Annotated in this window: 16 protein-coding genes; 8 read left to right on the top strand and 8 right to left on the bottom strand. The window is 66.7% G+C overall.

The features are described 5' to 3' along the window. Positions 1–69: 69 nt before the first annotated feature. Entirely contained in the window at positions 70–1248 is a 1179-nt protein-coding gene (locus M1L58_RS09415; RefSeq protein WP_248658691.1) for a zinc-dependent alcohol dehydrogenase, read from the bottom strand. A 1-nt stretch (position 1249) separates the two neighbouring features. Continuing rightward, positions 1250–1684 carry a hypothetical protein gene (locus tag M1L58_RS09410; RefSeq protein WP_248658690.1) on the bottom strand — a complete coding sequence of 145 codons (435 nt, stop codon included), beginning with the start codon at positions 1682–1684 and terminating at the stop codon, positions 1250–1252. A 302-nt stretch (positions 1685–1986) separates the two neighbouring features. On the opposite strand from M1L58_RS09410, the gene M1L58_RS09405 reads away from it, so the two are divergent. Further along, positions 1987–2412, top strand: a complete 426-nt coding sequence (locus tag M1L58_RS09405; protein WP_006868974.1) for an anti-sigma factor — start codon at positions 1987–1989, stop codon at positions 2410–2412. Positions 2413–2420: 8 nt separating this feature from the next. Here M1L58_RS09405 and M1L58_RS09400 read toward each other — a convergent pair whose 3' ends face one another. From M1L58_RS09400 to M1L58_RS09380, 5 genes are all read right to left on the bottom strand, one after another. Next, the gene (locus M1L58_RS09400) at positions 2421–3326 is read right to left on the bottom strand and encodes a glycosyltransferase family 2 protein (RefSeq protein WP_248658689.1); all 906 of its coding nucleotides are present in this window, start codon (positions 3324–3326) and stop codon (positions 2421–2423) included. Continuing rightward, a complete protein-coding gene (locus M1L58_RS09395; RefSeq protein WP_248658688.1) occupies positions 3323–4300 on the bottom strand; it encodes a hypothetical protein in 978 nt (325 codons plus the stop codon). The genes M1L58_RS09400 and M1L58_RS09395 overlap by 4 nt, the downstream gene beginning before the upstream one ends. Next, positions 4297–5406, bottom strand: coding sequence for a glycosyltransferase (locus M1L58_RS09390; RefSeq protein WP_248658687.1), 1110 nt, complete (start codon positions 5404–5406; stop codon positions 4297–4299). The genes M1L58_RS09395 and M1L58_RS09390 overlap by 4 nt, the downstream gene beginning before the upstream one ends. Continuing rightward, the gene (locus tag M1L58_RS09385; protein WP_248658686.1) at positions 5399–6562 is read right to left on the bottom strand and encodes a glycosyltransferase family 1 protein; all 1164 of its coding nucleotides are present in this window, start codon (positions 6560–6562) and stop codon (positions 5399–5401) included. Before M1L58_RS09385 ends, M1L58_RS09390 begins: the two co-directional genes overlap by 8 nt. 162 nt (positions 6563–6724) lie before the next feature. Continuing rightward, positions 6725–7372 carry a PAS and ANTAR domain-containing protein gene (locus tag M1L58_RS09380; protein WP_248658685.1) on the bottom strand — a complete coding sequence of 216 codons (648 nt, stop codon included), beginning with the start codon at positions 7370–7372 and terminating at the stop codon, positions 6725–6727. A 235-nt stretch (positions 7373–7607) separates the two neighbouring features. Between M1L58_RS09380 and M1L58_RS09375 the strand changes: the two genes are divergently transcribed. Together M1L58_RS09375 and M1L58_RS09370 are read left to right on the top strand one after the other, a co-directional pair. Beyond that, positions 7608–7856, top strand: coding sequence for a hypothetical protein (locus M1L58_RS09375; RefSeq protein ID WP_006868980.1), 249 nt, complete (start codon positions 7608–7610; stop codon positions 7854–7856). Between the two features lie 144 nt (positions 7857–8000). Beyond that, the gene (locus M1L58_RS09370; RefSeq protein ID WP_248658684.1) at positions 8001–8864 is read left to right on the top strand and encodes an SDR family oxidoreductase; all 864 of its coding nucleotides are present in this window, start codon (positions 8001–8003) and stop codon (positions 8862–8864) included. Positions 8865–8877: 13 nt separating this feature from the next. Here the strand turns inward: M1L58_RS09370 and M1L58_RS09365 are convergent, their stop codons facing one another. Beyond that, positions 8878–10167, bottom strand: a complete 1290-nt coding sequence (locus M1L58_RS09365) for a lipase family protein (RefSeq protein ID WP_248658683.1) — start codon at positions 10165–10167, stop codon at positions 8878–8880. Positions 10168–10326: 159 nt separating this feature from the next. Here M1L58_RS09365 and M1L58_RS09360 point away from each other — a divergent pair, with 159 nt between their 5' ends. The 5 genes from M1L58_RS09360 (at position 10327) to M1L58_RS09345 (ending at position 14896) form a co-directional block, all read left to right on the top strand. Continuing rightward, complete coding sequence (locus M1L58_RS09360; protein ID WP_248658682.1) at positions 10327–11499, top strand: CynX/NimT family MFS transporter; 1173 nt, start codon at positions 10327–10329, stop codon at positions 11497–11499. Between the two features lie 56 nt (positions 11500–11555). Then, entirely contained in the window at positions 11556–12908 is a 1353-nt protein-coding gene (locus M1L58_RS09355; protein ID WP_248658681.1) for a hydroxysqualene dehydroxylase, read from the top strand. A 13-nt stretch (positions 12909–12921) separates the two neighbouring features. Continuing rightward, entirely contained in the window at positions 12922–13104 is a 183-nt protein-coding gene (locus M1L58_RS23495) for a hypothetical protein (protein ID WP_308221803.1), read from the top strand. Between the two features lie 293 nt (positions 13105–13397). Further along, positions 13398–13709 carry an acyl-CoA thioesterase domain-containing protein gene (locus M1L58_RS23490; protein WP_308221802.1) on the top strand — a complete coding sequence of 104 codons (312 nt, stop codon included), beginning with the start codon at positions 13398–13400 and terminating at the stop codon, positions 13707–13709. 248 nt (positions 13710–13957) lie between these two features. After that, the gene (locus M1L58_RS09345) at positions 13958–14896 is read left to right on the top strand and encodes a phytanoyl-CoA dioxygenase family protein (protein ID WP_248658680.1); all 939 of its coding nucleotides are present in this window, start codon (positions 13958–13960) and stop codon (positions 14894–14896) included. Positions 14897–15109: the final 213 nt, after the last annotated feature.

Here is a 15109-nt window from a genome sequence, read left to right as displayed (position 1 = left end):
GAACGGCTGACTGCTGAACGAACACCGGTCCCGGGGCCCACGCCGACGAGCGTGGGCCCCGGTTTCGGGTCACGGCTTGAGAATGACCTTCACCATGCCGTCGGCCTTGCGCTGGAACTTGTCGTACGCCTCCGGCGCCTGATCGAGCGGCAACTCGTGGGTGGCGAAGGTGTCCACACCCAGAGGATCGACATCGGTGAGAAGCGGCAGGATGTCGTCGGCCCACCGCTTTACGTTGGCCTGGCCCATGTGCAACCGGATCTGCTTGTCGAACATGGTCAGCATCGGCAGCGGATCGGCCATGCCGCCGTACACGCCGGACAGCGAGATCGTCCCGCCACGCTTGACGATGTCGATGGCCGAGTAGAGCGCACCCAGCCGGTCGACGCCCGCCTCCGACATCGCCTTGCGCGCGATGGGGTCAGGAAGCAGTCCGACAACGGTCTGCATCGCTTTGTTCAGGGGTGACCCGTGGGCCTCCATCCCGACGGCGTCGATCACCGAATCCGTGCCCAGCCCGCCGGTCAGGTCGCGGATCGCCTCGCCCACGTCGTCGACCTCGTCGAGGTTCACGGTCTCGATACCGCGACCCTGTGCGCGCCGAATGCGTTCGGGCACACGGTCGACGCCGATGACCCGGGCGCCCTTGTGGGAGGCGATTCGTGCCGCCATGTCGCCGATGGGCCCGAGGCCGAGAACGGTGACCGTTCCGCCGCTGGGGATCTCGGCGTACTCGACCGCCTGCCATGCGGTGGGGAGAACGTCAGACAGGTAGACGTAGCGGGAGTCCGGATTCTCCAGCGGCACCTTGATGTGGGTGAACTGCGCTTGCGGCACACGGAGATACTCCGCCTGCCCACCCGGCACCGATCCGTAGAGCTGAGAGTAACCGAAGAGCGCGGCACCCATGCCCTGTTCGGTCACACGAGTGGTCGAACACTGGGTCATGAGCCCGTCATTACAGAAACCACATGCACCGCAGGAGATCTGGAACGGGATGACGACGCGATCCCCGACCCGGAGATCGCCGGTGTCGGAACCGACCTCCTCGACGATGCCCATCGGCTCGTGGCCGAGGATGTCGCCGGCGTTCATGAACGGGCCCAGCACTTCATAGAGGTGGAGGTCGGAACCGCAGATGTTGGTCGAGGTGACCTTGATGATCGCGTCGGTGGGTTCGATGATCTTCGGGTCGGGCACCGTCTCCACGGATACGTTTCGTTTGCCCTGCCAGGTCACTGCGCGCATTTCAGGCCTTTCCGTCGTTTTGGTGGTCTTCGGACCGTTCTTCCCGGGCCCGCTCGTGCTTTCCGGCGTGGCCGACGGGGAAGTCGTGGTACCGCTCCTCGTATCGTTCGGCCTCCTCGGCCGTGGTCTCCGGCTGGATCGGATCCTGGTGCGCACGTTCGCCATCGCGTCCGGCGCGCTGCCGCAGAAGCACCCGGCTGCCGATGAGGAGGCCGACGGCCAGGAGGCCCGCCACGACTGCGCCGATGGCCAGCCAGACGGTCGCGTCGCGGTCACTCGCGCCGGCTGCGATTGCCGTGCCGCCGAGCACGAGCATCAGTCCGAGGCAAAAGAATCCGAGGAGGCCGACGGCCTTCAGGCCGCGGGACTTCCGCTCCGGCCGGCGGGCGATGGCCTCCCGAGAGGCCACCTCGCGGTCAGGTGTGAGATCTGGCATAGCTGTCCCTTCGCCAGGTGGTGGTGAATACCCATCAGGGCCGACCTACGGGTACCTCAGGGGCCGACGGCTAAAACGTCGGCGACCGGCGGGGCGGACGTTGTCGCAGATGAGAGCGCTACGGGTGGTACGAAGCATTGTCGACGCGGGGGGCGCTTCTGCTAACGTGTCGAGACGTGCGACGGGGGAGCGCTGCGGGCAAGACGAATGGGAAAACGCAGTTTGGACTACGTCAACGTGGGGCATCCATGAGCGGTCCGGCAAAGATCCACTCAACTCGACGTGTGAAGAAGACTCAATTGATGACCGACCCTGACGCCACCTCTCAGCTATCGATCGATGGCAGCGTGCCAACGATCCTGCGAGTTCCGGCGGCTACCGATCGTCTTGCGCTGGTGCGCGCTCTGGTCGAGACGGCTCTGTACATCGATGACTGGTCACTAGACGATGTGATCGACGCCAAGGTCGCGGTGGACGAGATCTGTTCCCAGATCATCTCCGCGGCGGCCGAGGGGTCGTCGATGGAGGTCGTCCTACACCTCGCGTCCAACGGTGTGGTCGGCGAGGTCCGAGGCGATCTCGTGGCCGATGTCGAACTCGACGAGTCGACGTTCGGATGGCGAATCGTCCAGACCGTCACCGATACCCACACGATCAGGTACGCCGACACCACGCCCGGTCACGGTACCCGACGGGTGACCATCGGCTTCTCCAAGTTCCGGGAGTAGCCGGAAAGTCAGCCGGGCAGCACTTCCGCTGCTGTCCGGCGCCAGTCCTCGGCGGCCTCGTCGTAGTCGATGAGGCCCATCTGCGCGAAGGCGTTCAGCCACCCCTCCATCGGCCAGGACTTCCATCGCCGATGGAACAGTCGCGCATTACGGAGGATGTCGTCGAGATGCTCGACGGGCGGCTTCGACACCGGGTGATACTGGTGATACGCATCGGCGCCACCAACCCAGGCGAGCCGAAAACCGTTGCGCGCTGCGCACCTCGCGAAATCCGTGTCCTCGCCGCCGTACCCGCGGTAACCGGTGTGGAATCCCCCGATCTCGCGCCAGTCGTCTGACCGGATGGCAAACGACAACGACCAGAACAGCGTCATCTCCGAGGAGAGCTGCGTCTGGCACGGCCCCGGGGCGGGCCGTGCCGGATGGGGGTCGAGGAATCGATGGAGCTCACGCGGATCGAAGGTCGGCTGGTCGGACCGCAGATAGGTCACGGGTCCGCAGTACAGGAGACGCAAATCTTTTGTGGCGGTGCATGATCGGAGATAGCGGGCGATCATGCCCGGTCCGGGGATGCAGTCGACGTCAAGGAACACCAAGAGTGTTGCGCCGGCCTCGATCGCGGTGCGGGCACCGGTGTTGCGTGCCTCGGCGAGTGGCAGTGTGCCGGACTCCTCGCTGATGTGAACCACCCGCATCGGATGACCTGCCGGTGCCGAGTCGTTGACGACGGCGTCGATATCGGGGTCGTTCATGGCGACGACGACATGGACAGCGGGACGCACCGTCGAGTACTCGAATGCTTCGAGCTGACGTCGCAGATGCTGGTGGCGTCCGGACACGATGGTGATCACCGCGACGGTTTCCGCGCCGCCCCGATCAGAGATGCCGTGGTCGGACGCCGGTACGGACGTCATCGGGCCACTTCTGCGACGACACGGGCCGCGCGTTCTGCTGCTCCGGCGGTCTGCCACCGGGACCACATCGGCGCGGAATCATCGACCGACTCCACGATGGCCCGCCAGCGGTCGGCGTCGGGCCAGGTAGAGGCGACAAGGGCGAGTTCGGCCCGCGCGAGGTTGTCCGCGGTGGCACGCTGCTCGGCGAACGGGCGGTCCTCCGGCATCACGACGGCGGGGCGTCCGGCCGCGGCGGCGTCCGCCACACTCCCTTGGCCGGCGCCGATGACGGCTAGACGGGCGCTACACAGGAACGGCCACGGGTCGTCGGCCCAGGTGCCGAAAGCCGGTCCGAGGCCGACCACCTTCAGGTCGGGGAGTGCCTCGGCGAGACCGATTGCCGGATGCAGCGCCCCCCGATCGCCACCCGCGCCTGTGAGGACCAGGATGTCGGAGGCGAACGTGGGGTGGCTGACGTGAGGGCGGCCGTCGAAGCGGGAGATCCCACCGGTGAAAACCGTCTTGTGTAGATGCTCTTCCAGCCAGTCCGGCCGGTACAGGTCGCCTGGCCAGGGGGCGATGATCGCGTCGGCGGCGCGATAGGCGAGCTGGTGGGGCAGGTCGTCGCGCACACCCGGCATCGCCATCACCACGACCGGCACCCCGAGCAGCCGCAGGAACAGGGTGACCTCGACCGACACGTCGACGACCATCGCAGCCGGCTGCCTGGTCGCGACGAAGTCTGCCAGCTGGGCCATCCGGTTGCGCAACCCCGCGTCCCCACGGGGTGCCCAGTGCAGCAGTCCGCCCGCGTCGACGTCGGTGGGGGCGGGATCGGCGTCGTCCCGGTCGAGGGTGATCACCTCGCTGAAGGCGGGGTCGGTCAGCCCCGCACTGGTCAGGGCGACGACGTCGGTCTGCAGATGGGCGGCGATCGCGGCGGCCCGGGAACAGTGGCCGCGGCCCTGATGGTGGACGTAATAGCCGATCATGCGGTGCAGGCCTCCGCGGATGAGGAATCGGTCAGACGTGCCCGGCCGGCCACCATCTCGGCGTAGATGCCGGTGTACCGGTCGATCATCGCGATGTCGGAGCAGTGCTCCTCCGCGCGGCGACGTACTTCGCGGCGGTCGAGGGTGAACGCCTTCTCGGCGGCCTCCGCGAGTGCGTCGACGTCGTCACCCGGCACGAGCACGCCGGCGGTGTCGCCGACGATCTCCGGGATGCCGCCGCGGGCGAACCCGGCCACCGGCGTCCCACTGGCGATGGATTCGGCGACGACGAGTCCGTACGGTTCGTTCCACACCGGCGTCACCAGGGTGGCACCGGAGGAACCGACCAGACGGGCGAGTTCGTTCTGGTGGAGGTGGCCCTCGTAGCGCACACGGTCACCCAGGAACGGGGCGATGTGGTCGCGGAAATAGCGTTCGTCGCTGATCGGTCCGGCGAGCCGCAACCGGCGGCCGGTGATGCGGGCGGCCTCGATCGCGTGGTGCGCACCCTTCTCGGGGACGAACCGACCGAACCAGACCAGGTCGTCTCCGCCGGTGCCGATCGGCCATCGATCCAGCTGAACACCGTTGTGCACCACCGGTATCGAGCCGAGAACGTGCGACCACGCCTGGGCGGTGTGCCGACTGACCGCGACACACCTGGTCTCCGGTGCCAATGCCAGTGCCGACTCGAGCCACGGAGTGGGTGGGGTGTGCAGCGTGGTGACCATCGGGGTCTCCACCGACGGGCCCATCGCCACCGGCAGGTAATGCAGGCTGTGATTGTGGATCACGTCGAAGTCGCCGGGGTTCCGGGCGAACGAGAGCATCAGCGACAGGTAGGCGTGGTGGTCCTGCAACGCCTCGATCGACGGCATCGACACATCCGAACGAGCGGCCGCCGACGGCTCGAAAAGCTCCGCGCGCAGGCGATCGGAATCAACCGGCAGGTCGCTTCCGGCGCCGGCGAACAACGTGACCTCGTGGCCGGCTATGGTCAGCGCCCGGGTCAGGTGCCAGACATGCGCCTCGAGGCCGCCGGCGAACGGCTGGGCTATCGGGAACCGACTGGACGCGATGACGGCGATCCGTAGTGACTCACGCATCCAGCACCCGCGTGTAGAGCCCGGCGTGTGCCTGGGCGATCGTCGACCGCTGCGTGCGGCGGTCCCGCCACATCGCAGGCGCCGGCCGGGCCGAATACGCCTGTGCGAGTGCGGCGACCAGTGACTCCGGATCGAATCGGTCCTCGGTGAAGTCGTAGCTGAAGCACTCCTGCTGCTGGTGGTAGAACCCGCAGCTCGGCGCGATCACCGAGGTGCCGAGGTCGTGGCAGGCCTCGAGCCAGCCGGAATGAGTACCGAAGCGGTAAGGCAGGACCGAGACCGAGATCCCGCTGAGGTAATCCCACAGCTGGTCGTCGGAGTAGTACTCGTGTACCAACACCCGGGCGTACGGGTGGCGCGACAAGGCGAGAGCGGTGGTGCCGAAGTCCGGGTTGTAGAAGTGGTTTCCGGGCACGAAAACCTCGTCGTGCAGATTGATCTGGATCGTCATGTCCGGATAGTCGGACGCGGCTTCCAGCAGCGTCATGATGACGGGAAGCGGATCCATGTTGGCGCGCACGCTCTTGGCGTGCACGCCGACGACGAACTCGTCGGTCGGGGTCTCACGCGGTGCGAACCGCGCGGGCGGCACGACGTGCGGGTGCGGGAGCACGGTGGCGGACCGGGCCCACCGCTGCGAGATCTGTTCCGCCGCACCGGGGGTCAGGGTGATGACCTCGGCGGCCGCGGGGACGAGGAGGTCGAGGACCTCATCGTGGGCGTCGGGTTCCGGATGGTGCGGGTTACGGAGGTCGTGGAGCGTGTAGACCAGAGGTTTGTTGTGCCGGTCGAGCTCGGCGAGGACGTCGGCCATCACCGACGGCGTCACCGCGTCGAAGCCGAAATGGAGGTGGAACACGTCGAAGTCGTTGTGGTGCTCGGCAATCCACCACGGGTCCAGCATCAGCGGCGGCCACCAGCCGCCGGGGACCTTGGCACCATCCGCGGGCACGGGATCGGGAAGTCGGGTCACCGACACCGAACCCGTGTCCAGAACGCTGACCGATCCGTTCACCGGTGACAGGTGACGCACGTAGACGTGCGACTCAGGGACGGAAGCCACTCGGATGTGTGCGGTACTCGTCCGCGTCATCCGTGAGCTGTCCACCATCTCGAGGGTCGCCGCACCGCCGAGTTCCCCGCCTAGTCCGTTCACTGTTCCATCCGATCACTTGGAGATATGACCGGCTGTGTACTCAACCGGGTCCGCAAGATGCGGCGTAGTAAACGCCGCTGAACTGCCGACACTCGGCACTTCGCTTACAGATACCCCGGGTGGAGGATCGTGAAACCACGACGGCTCGCGTCGTGGTGGACGTCAGTTCTCGTTCTGGTGAGCGTTCAGGAGCAGGTGGTCGAAGGACTGGCGCACGGGATCGGGCAGCACGACATACTTGTGCACTCCCGACACGATGTTCTTGGCCAGCTCGTTGACCTTCACGTTGGCCGTCTGGGACCGCCAGCGCATCACCTCGAAGGCGCGTTCAGGGCTCACTCCATAGGCCATCGAGATCATGCCCTTGGCCTGCTCGATCACACCCTGGTTCTCGCGGAACCGCGCGACGTGCTCGTCGACCTGGAACTTGACCGTTTCCTCGTCATAACCGGTCAGGTCGAGGTAGAAGCCCTCGGCGCCGATCGGTTGACCGCTCTCGTCGATGATCTGCTGGGAGACCACGGCCACGTGATGGACGGTGCCGGAGAGGTCGATGATGCGGTGTCGGCTGGAGAACGGCGTGCGTCGGCTCAGCATCGTCGCGACCATCTCGTCGAACGCGTGGCGGTCGTCGGGATGCTTGTGCCCGGCCAGTAGTTCGGTCGTCGGGGTGACTTCACCCGGCTGGTAGCCGTGCATCTCGGCGACCTCGTCCGACCACCACCATTCCTCGGTGTCGAAGAGGAACCGGAAGCTGCCGACATACCGGATGCGGGAATCGTCGGCAGGAATGTTGTCAATCTTTGGCACGGTTACCCCTAGAGCTCGAAAAAGGCACGCAGAACTGCACGCCGGCGGTCTCGGGCGATGTTTGAGCTTACCTGGGATCAGCTCGTCGCGAGAGGCGACCTGCACTGTGTTGTGGCGGAGTCGCCTCTTGGGCAAAACCTGCAGTTCAGCGGCATAGTTTCGGCGATCTGGTCGCCGGGTAGCCAATGACCGCGGTGGCCGGGAGTGGTTGCCGCTGACATGCGAGGAGGTCTTGATGAGCACCAGCAGTGACAGCTCCGACGCCGCGGCGGCGACCGAAGGCGTCAACCCCGATCTGACCTCGACGGTCGGTGCGGAGGACCTCGACGAGGACCATCTGGCGCGCGATCCGCTCGAGGACGGGATGGACCCGCCCGAGGACTGGTCGGCCAGTGACCGCACCGGGACAACGGCCCGTGAGCAGCGGGAGGGGGAGTCCCTCGACGAGAAGCTCGACCAGGAGATCCCCGACGAGAACCCCTGAGTCTTCAGCGACAGCTGAGTCGCCACCTCCTGGGCAGACGCGCGGTTCCGACCGGCGCGTCTCCCGCGAGGTGGCGATCTCGTTTCTGAGGGCGGTCGCGCGGAGGCAGGTTTTCGATCTCACCGCAGCGGGCAACCGGCGACCATGAGTGATCAGGAGAACTCCCCGCACGAAGCGAAGACCATCCCCTACCCGGGCGAGACCGGCGACATGCCCGACCGTCCGCGCGACGAGATGACCGAGTACCGCGGCCGTGATCTGCTCGCGGGTAAGACGGCGCTGGTCACCGGTGGCGACTCGGGCATCGGCCGGGCCACCGCGATCGCGTTTGCGAAGGAGGGAGCCGATGTCGCGATCGCCTATCTCGAGGAGGACGAGGACGCTCGGCACACCGTCGATCTCATCGAGGCCGAAGGGCGCAAGGCGCGCGCCTACCGCGGAGACCTGGGCGACCCGGCCCATTGCGCAGAGGTCGTCGAGCGCACCGTCGCCGATCTCGGTGGATTGAACATCCTGGTGAACAACGTCGCCTATCAGCAGGTCGTCGACGACTTTCTCGAGGTCGACCCCGCGCAGTGGTACCGGACGTTCGACGTGAACATCCACAGCTTCTTTCACACCACCCGGGCCGCCGTGCCTCATCTGACCGGTGGTGGCGCCATCATCAACACCTCGTCGATCAACGGATTGCGCGGCAACGACAGCCTCATCGACTACTCGGCGACCAAGGGGGCGGTCCTGGCGTTGACGTACTCCCTCGCCCAGTCGTTGATGGAGAGAAAGATTCGCGTCAACTGTGTTGCGCCCGGACCGGTGTGGACCCCGCTGATCCCGGCGACGATGCCGGCCGAGGCCGTCAAGGACTTCGGGACCCAGGCGCCGGTGGGCCGCGCCGCCCAGCCGGACGAGATCGCACCGTCATACGTCTTCTTCGCTGCCGATCAGCTGTCGTCGTACTACACCGGTGAGGTACTCGCCCCGATCGGTGGTGAAACACTCCCGGGCTGAGGAGGTTTCGTCGTCATGGGACCGGCAGCGGTGCCAAGCTGTTCCCGCGCGGGAGCGTTGCGCAGTTGCTGCGCGTGGGGATTCCGGCGAAGCGTTCGGTGAGGTACTCGGCGGCGAGCGGTTCGAACGGGAGGAACGCCTCCTGGTGGGTCAGGCCGTTCAATTGGTGATAGGTGACATCGACTCCGCGTGAGCAGTATTCGTGCGCGAGCCCGATGACATCTCCGGTGATCATCAAGGTGTCGCCGATCGCGTTGTAGTGCCCGACCGCGAGGAACATCTTGGTCCGCGGCGTCCCCTGGCTGCCCATGATGTTGTCGTTGATGGCACGCACCACCGCGGGGACGTCGAGCAGTCCGGTGTAGGGCGGGTCCACCATGGCCGCGCTCGTGAGCCCCGGGTACTTCGACGCGAACTGCGAGATGCACTCGGAACTCACCGCTTTCGTCACCTGCTCCCCGCGCTCGGAGAGGAAGGCGGAGGTGTCGAGTCGGTAGGCGCGCTGATAGGCGACGATCAGCGCGGGGATCACACCCGCCCATTTCGCGCTGCCGTCGATGTAGGGCAGGTTGTGGGCGAGGTCGACGGGCAGGCCGCCGGCAGCGGCTCCGATGATGTTGAGTTCCGGGGCATAGCGCGGCGCGATCTCGGCTCCCCACTGCGTCGGGATGGAACCGCCGGAGTAGCCGACCAGGCCGACCGGTGTGGACCGTGGGAGTCGCAGGAATGCCTCGGCGGCCCGGATTCCGTCGAGCGCCGCATATCCTGATTGCCGGCCGATGGTCCACTGCAGGTCCTCGCCCTCGTAGTCCGGCACCACCACGGTGTAACCCGCCGCGAGATAGCCTGCGATGACGCCTTGTTCGGTCGTGGCGGTGCCGTTGGTGTAACCGCCGGAGAGCGTGTACGACGGGTCGCACTGAGAACCGAGGGCGTCGTAGGCCATGTGGTACGAGATCAGCCGGGTCGGTCCCGGGACGAGTGGGCGCAACACCGTGGCGACCGTCGCCCGACCGGCACCGAACTGATCGGTCGTGCGGTACAGGACCTGGGTTCCGGTGATCGGAGTGGACAGACGTAGTGTCCGGAACGTCATCGGCCGTGTCCGGAGCACGGTTCCCGGAGCGGTGTGCCGTAACGGTGCGTCGTAGCGGTAGAACGGGTCGGCCGAGGGGAGGGGTGAACCCGGGCCGGGTGCGGCGTGCGCGGTCGGCGGAGCCCCCGCAACACCCAACACCACACCGACGATCAACCCGACGAAACCCGCCACACGCAGGAAGTTCATGCGCACCCCGAACGCCATGGCTCATTCAAACACCGATGGGCGGTCGGCGTCGGTGTTCCGGGATCGCTGCCCTTCGGGTCGAATGTTAGGTTGCGTAACGATGTCAGTTCAGTCCGTTCCCCGTCCCGCCGCGATCGTGCGGTCGAGGTGAGCCCGTCGCGCACCACGCGCCACCACATGACGAACGAGCGGGCCACCGCCGGCGTCATCATCACCGCCGTCGGCGTGATGCTGGTGGCGGCCAACCTCCGCCCTGCTGTCGTGTCGGTGGGCCCACTGATCGGGACGATCTCGGCCGACGCCGGATTCAGCAGCGCCGTGGCGGGTCTGCTCACCGCGTTGCCCGTCCTCTTCTTCGGTATCTCCGCTCCCGTCGCGCCGAGGCTCGCGAACCGGTTCGGCATCGAGCGGGTCATCTTCGGCGCCCTGCTCGTGCTCATCCTCGGCATCGTCGTACGCCTCGTGCCGTCGTCGGTCGCACTGTTCCTCGGGTCGGCGGTCATCGGTGCTGCCATCGGCACCTGCAACGTCGTTCTGCCCGCCCTCATCAAGCGGGACTTCGCGCACCGGTCGGGGCTGATGACCGGCTTCTACTCGATGACGTTGTCCGGCGGTGCCGCGGTCGCCTCCGGGGTGAGCGTGCCGATCAACGATGCGCTGGGCGGGGATTGGCGTCTCGCGCTCGCCTCCTGGGGACTTCTCGCGTTGGTCGCGGTCGTCGTGTGGATCCCACAGTTGTCACACGTGCACCGGGTGACGGCGGCGAGCCCGACGTCGTCGTTGTTGCGTAACCCGATCGCGTGGGCGGTGACCGTCTTCATGGGCACCCAGTCGCTCATCTTCTACACCTTCGTGGCGTGGCTGCCGCAGTACCTGGTCGACGAGAACGGGATGACCCCGGTGGGAGCCGGTGCCGTCGTCGCGTCCGCGCAGGTGGTCGCGTTGGTCATGTCGCTGGTCGCGCCGATCGTCGCCGGACGGTTCGACGACCAGCGCGTGGTGACCTTCGTGGTCCTCGCCGTCTGCGCGGTCGGCTTCGCCGGACTCATCAGCACCGACGTGTGGCCCGGGTTCTGGGCCGCATGCGTGATGGTCGGGCCCGGCGCTTCCATCAGCCTCTCCCTGCTCTTCATGGTTCTCCGCAGCTCGGGATCGAAGCAGACCGGCCAGGTCTCCGGGATGGCGCAGTCGGTGGGTTATCTCGCCGCCGCGGTCGGACCGATCCTCATCGGCCTGATCCACGACGTGACCGGCTCATGGACGGTGGCGATGGCGGTGCTCTCGCTCGCTCTTGTCCCGCAGGCCCTGGCGGCCCTCGGTGCCGCCCGCAACGTCAAGATGACCGACTGAGACGAAACCGGCCAACCATCTCACGTCGGTGTGTGCCGGCCGCTACGCTGTGGCCCATGCATTGCGTGGTCGTGGGTGGGGGACTCGCCGGTCTGGCGTCGGCAGTATGGCTTGCGGAGGCCGGGAAACGAGTGACGCTCCTCGAGCGCCGCGGTTCACTCGGTGGCCGCACCATCTCGATGCCGCTCGCCGCGGTCGACGACGTGCCCGACAACGGCCAGCACGTCTTCGCCAGTGGATACGAACACCTCATGCGGTATCTCGAGAGTGTCGGTACCCGCGAGCACGTCGAGTTCCCCGGCCACATGACCATGCGGATGCCGGGTGGCGCCACGCGAAAGTCGGCTTTCGGCGGACTGACCGGTCTGCGAGCGGCACTCGGTGATCTCCCCGGGGTGACCGGACTCGACCGGCTCAGGACCGCCCTCGCGCAGGCGCGGTTGATCCGGCACGCATTCCGGCAACCCGAATGGCTCGATCAGGTGACCGCCGACGAGTGGTTCCGTCGGATCGGCATGCCGCAGTCGGCGCGGGACGCGCTCTGGGACGGCATTGTCATCGGCCTCACCGGCGACAAGACCGAGATCGCGTCGGCCAAGGTCCCGGCCGACCTGCTCGTCACCGGCGCCCGACGCGCCGTCGCGACCCGGACCCCGGTCTCGATCGGCTTCCCGACCGTGGACCTCGACACCCTGTTCGTCGCCGGCGCGGAGAAGAGGTTCGCCGACGCCGGCGTCGACGTCCGGCATCGTGCGGTGGTGTCGTCCGTCGACGTAACCGACGGCACGGTCACCGGTGTGACGCTCGCCGACGGGGAAAAGGTCGCCGCCGACGCCGTCATCTGCGCGGTGCCCGTGTGGAGCGTGAAGGGGCTCCTCGACCAGGTGCCGGGCCACGAACGGATCTACGAAACGGTCGACAAACTCACCCCGGTGCCGATCGTGAGCGTCAATCTCTACCTCGACCGCTCGATCGGCATGACCGACTGGGGCGAGATCCTCTACGGCGGCGAGGGTGTGCTGGAGCAGGTCTGGGACCGCCAGCGCATGCACGGCCGCGAACCGAAGGACAACTGGTTCTACTCGACGACGGTGTCGGCATCGTATGACCTGATCGGCAAGACCAACGCCGAGATCACCGGCATCCAGATGGACATGCTGCGTAAGTACTTCCCACAGGCCGCGGACGCGCAGGTGATCCACGGCCACGTCGTACGGATGCCGAAGTCGACGTTCGCCCAGCGCCCCGGAACCGCGGGAATCCGCCCCGACCAGCGCACCGCCGTCGACGGTCTGGCCCTCGCCGGGGACTGGACCAGGACCGACTGGACCACCACGATGGAGGGTGCCTGCCAGAGTGCCGCGCGGGCCGTCGACGTGATCCTGGAGTACGCGGACTCCCGGCGCTAAGTAAATTCGTCCCATGCCGACGACATCGTCTGTCTTCTACATCGGTGGACCCGAGGTCATGCTGCGGATCAACGGTCATTCCGTGTCCGCCGAACGCGGTGAGGCCGGCCTCGTGACCGGGCCGTGGCTCGCCGACCCCGCGGCCGGTGTCAACCGAGCCGCGCTCGCTGTCGCGCTCGACGACGTGACCGGATAGGTCGTCGACGCCGGTAGCCCTGACGGACGCTGGCCGGTCTCCCTCGGCATCCGTTTGGATTTCGTCGCCGACCCGCCGCTCGACGGCACATCGCTGAACGTCACCGGCGAACTCGTCGCCCGCGACGAACGTGGCGCGATGACCACGGGCCGGGTGTCCGATCCGACGGCCGCCCGATCGCGACGATCATCCAGCGCTCCCATCTTGTCGACGCCCCGACCACCCCGGGGGCGCACGCGACCGCCGAGGTCCTCGACGCCCCCACGAACCCGGTCCGCGACCAACTGGGACTCGTGCCCACGGCTCCCGGCGTGCTGACGATGGCCCCGACGCTTCTCTCCGCCAACGGAATGGGCAGCGTGCACGGTGGAATCCTCATCTGTGCTTCCGAACTCGCCGCGATGACGGCGGTCGAGGCGAACGGGCAGTTGCGCACCACCAGCATCGACATCACCTACGTCCGTCCGTGCAACGCCGCCGACGTCACCACCTTCACCTCCGAGACACTGCATCGCGGACGAAGCCGTTCTGTGGTGCGGGTCGTGTCGGCGAATTCGTCGGGCAAGCTCTCTTCGATCGCGACCGTCGTGCTCCAGCACATCTGAGATCCACATCACAACTGCGGTTTTCGCAACCGGCATACCAGCATGGTTGCAGGGGAGCGCATTTCCCTGGCAAGGTGCACACATACGGCCTGATCAGGCGCGTGCAGATGATCGCGTGCCTCGCGCAGCCGTATCTCTTCGCGGCCCGTCATCGTGCGATGCGGACTCGCGCACAACACAATCACCTTGCCTGCCGCCGGATGTCTTTCCCGGCGGCCTGCCGGATGAGGGAAAGGATCGACTCGATCGTGGTAACTCAAACAGCAAACAAGAACACCCAAATCACAAAGACCGAAATCCCCGAGAGCGACAACCAGGCGCGCGGCGTCGACGTGTACCGAACCCGTCTCGCCCACCGCAGCCAGATCGAACCGCGTCCCCACAACACCGTGTGGGGCAGCATGGGGAATCCGGGGCCGTTGTCGGCGCCCGAACTGCGCCACTACGCCGACCGCGGTTACCACACCGAGAACAAGGTGTTGTCGGCCGCCGACATCGACGCATGCCTGAGCGAGGTCTCCGACATCACCGATCGTCTCGGGGACGACGACCGGGTGATCCGCGAATCCTCCAGCGGCGATGTGCGTTCGCTGTTCGCGGTGCACAAGCTCAGCGATCTCATCGCGGAGATCTGCGACCGGGAGTCGATCCGCGGTGTCGCAGAACAGATCCTGGACGACGAGGTGACGATCCACCAGAGCCGGATCAACCTGAAGCCGGGCTTCGCCGGAGGACCCTTCTACTGGCACTCCGACTTCGAGACCTGGCACGCCGAGGACGGGATGCCCGCCCCGCGAGCACTCAGCGTCTCGCTGGCACTCACCCCGAACCTGTCCACCAACGGTCCGCTGATGATCATCCCCGGATCGCATCGCCGCTTCGTCAGCTGCGTGGGCGCGACACCCGATGGCTACCACCGGGAATCGCTGACCTCGTACCGGCCGCCGTTCGGCACGCCGGAAGAGGGAGATGTTGCGACACTCGCCGACGAGCTCGGGATCGACACGATCACCGGACCGGCAGGGTCGGCGCTCTACTTCGACTCCAACTGCCTGCACGCCTCGAGCGGCAACATCACCCCGTACCCGCGGAGCAACCTCTTCGTCGTGTTCAACGCGAAGTCGAATGCGCTCCAGGAACCGTTCGGCGGGACCGCGCCGCGACCGGATCACCTGGCGCACAGGTGATCTGACCTCGATGAGGGAGTTGCGCAGGGCGCCCACTCCTGCTGCCTGAGGTGCGAGCGAAGTGTCCACTCCTGCTGCCTGAGGTGCGAGCGAAGTGTCCACTCCTGCTGCCTGAGGTGCGAGCGAAGCGAGCCACGAAGGCCTGGTGAGAATCTCGCCAGGCCTTCGTGGCTCGTCGCTATCGCTCCTCGCACCTCAGGCAATAGTGGGGAT

The organism is Gordonia sp. C13 (assembly GCF_023218005.1).
Taxonomy (GTDB): Bacteria; Actinomycetota; Actinomycetes; order Mycobacteriales; family Mycobacteriaceae; genus Gordonia; species Gordonia namibiensis.
This window is presented reverse-complemented; position numbering and strand designations above follow the sequence as displayed.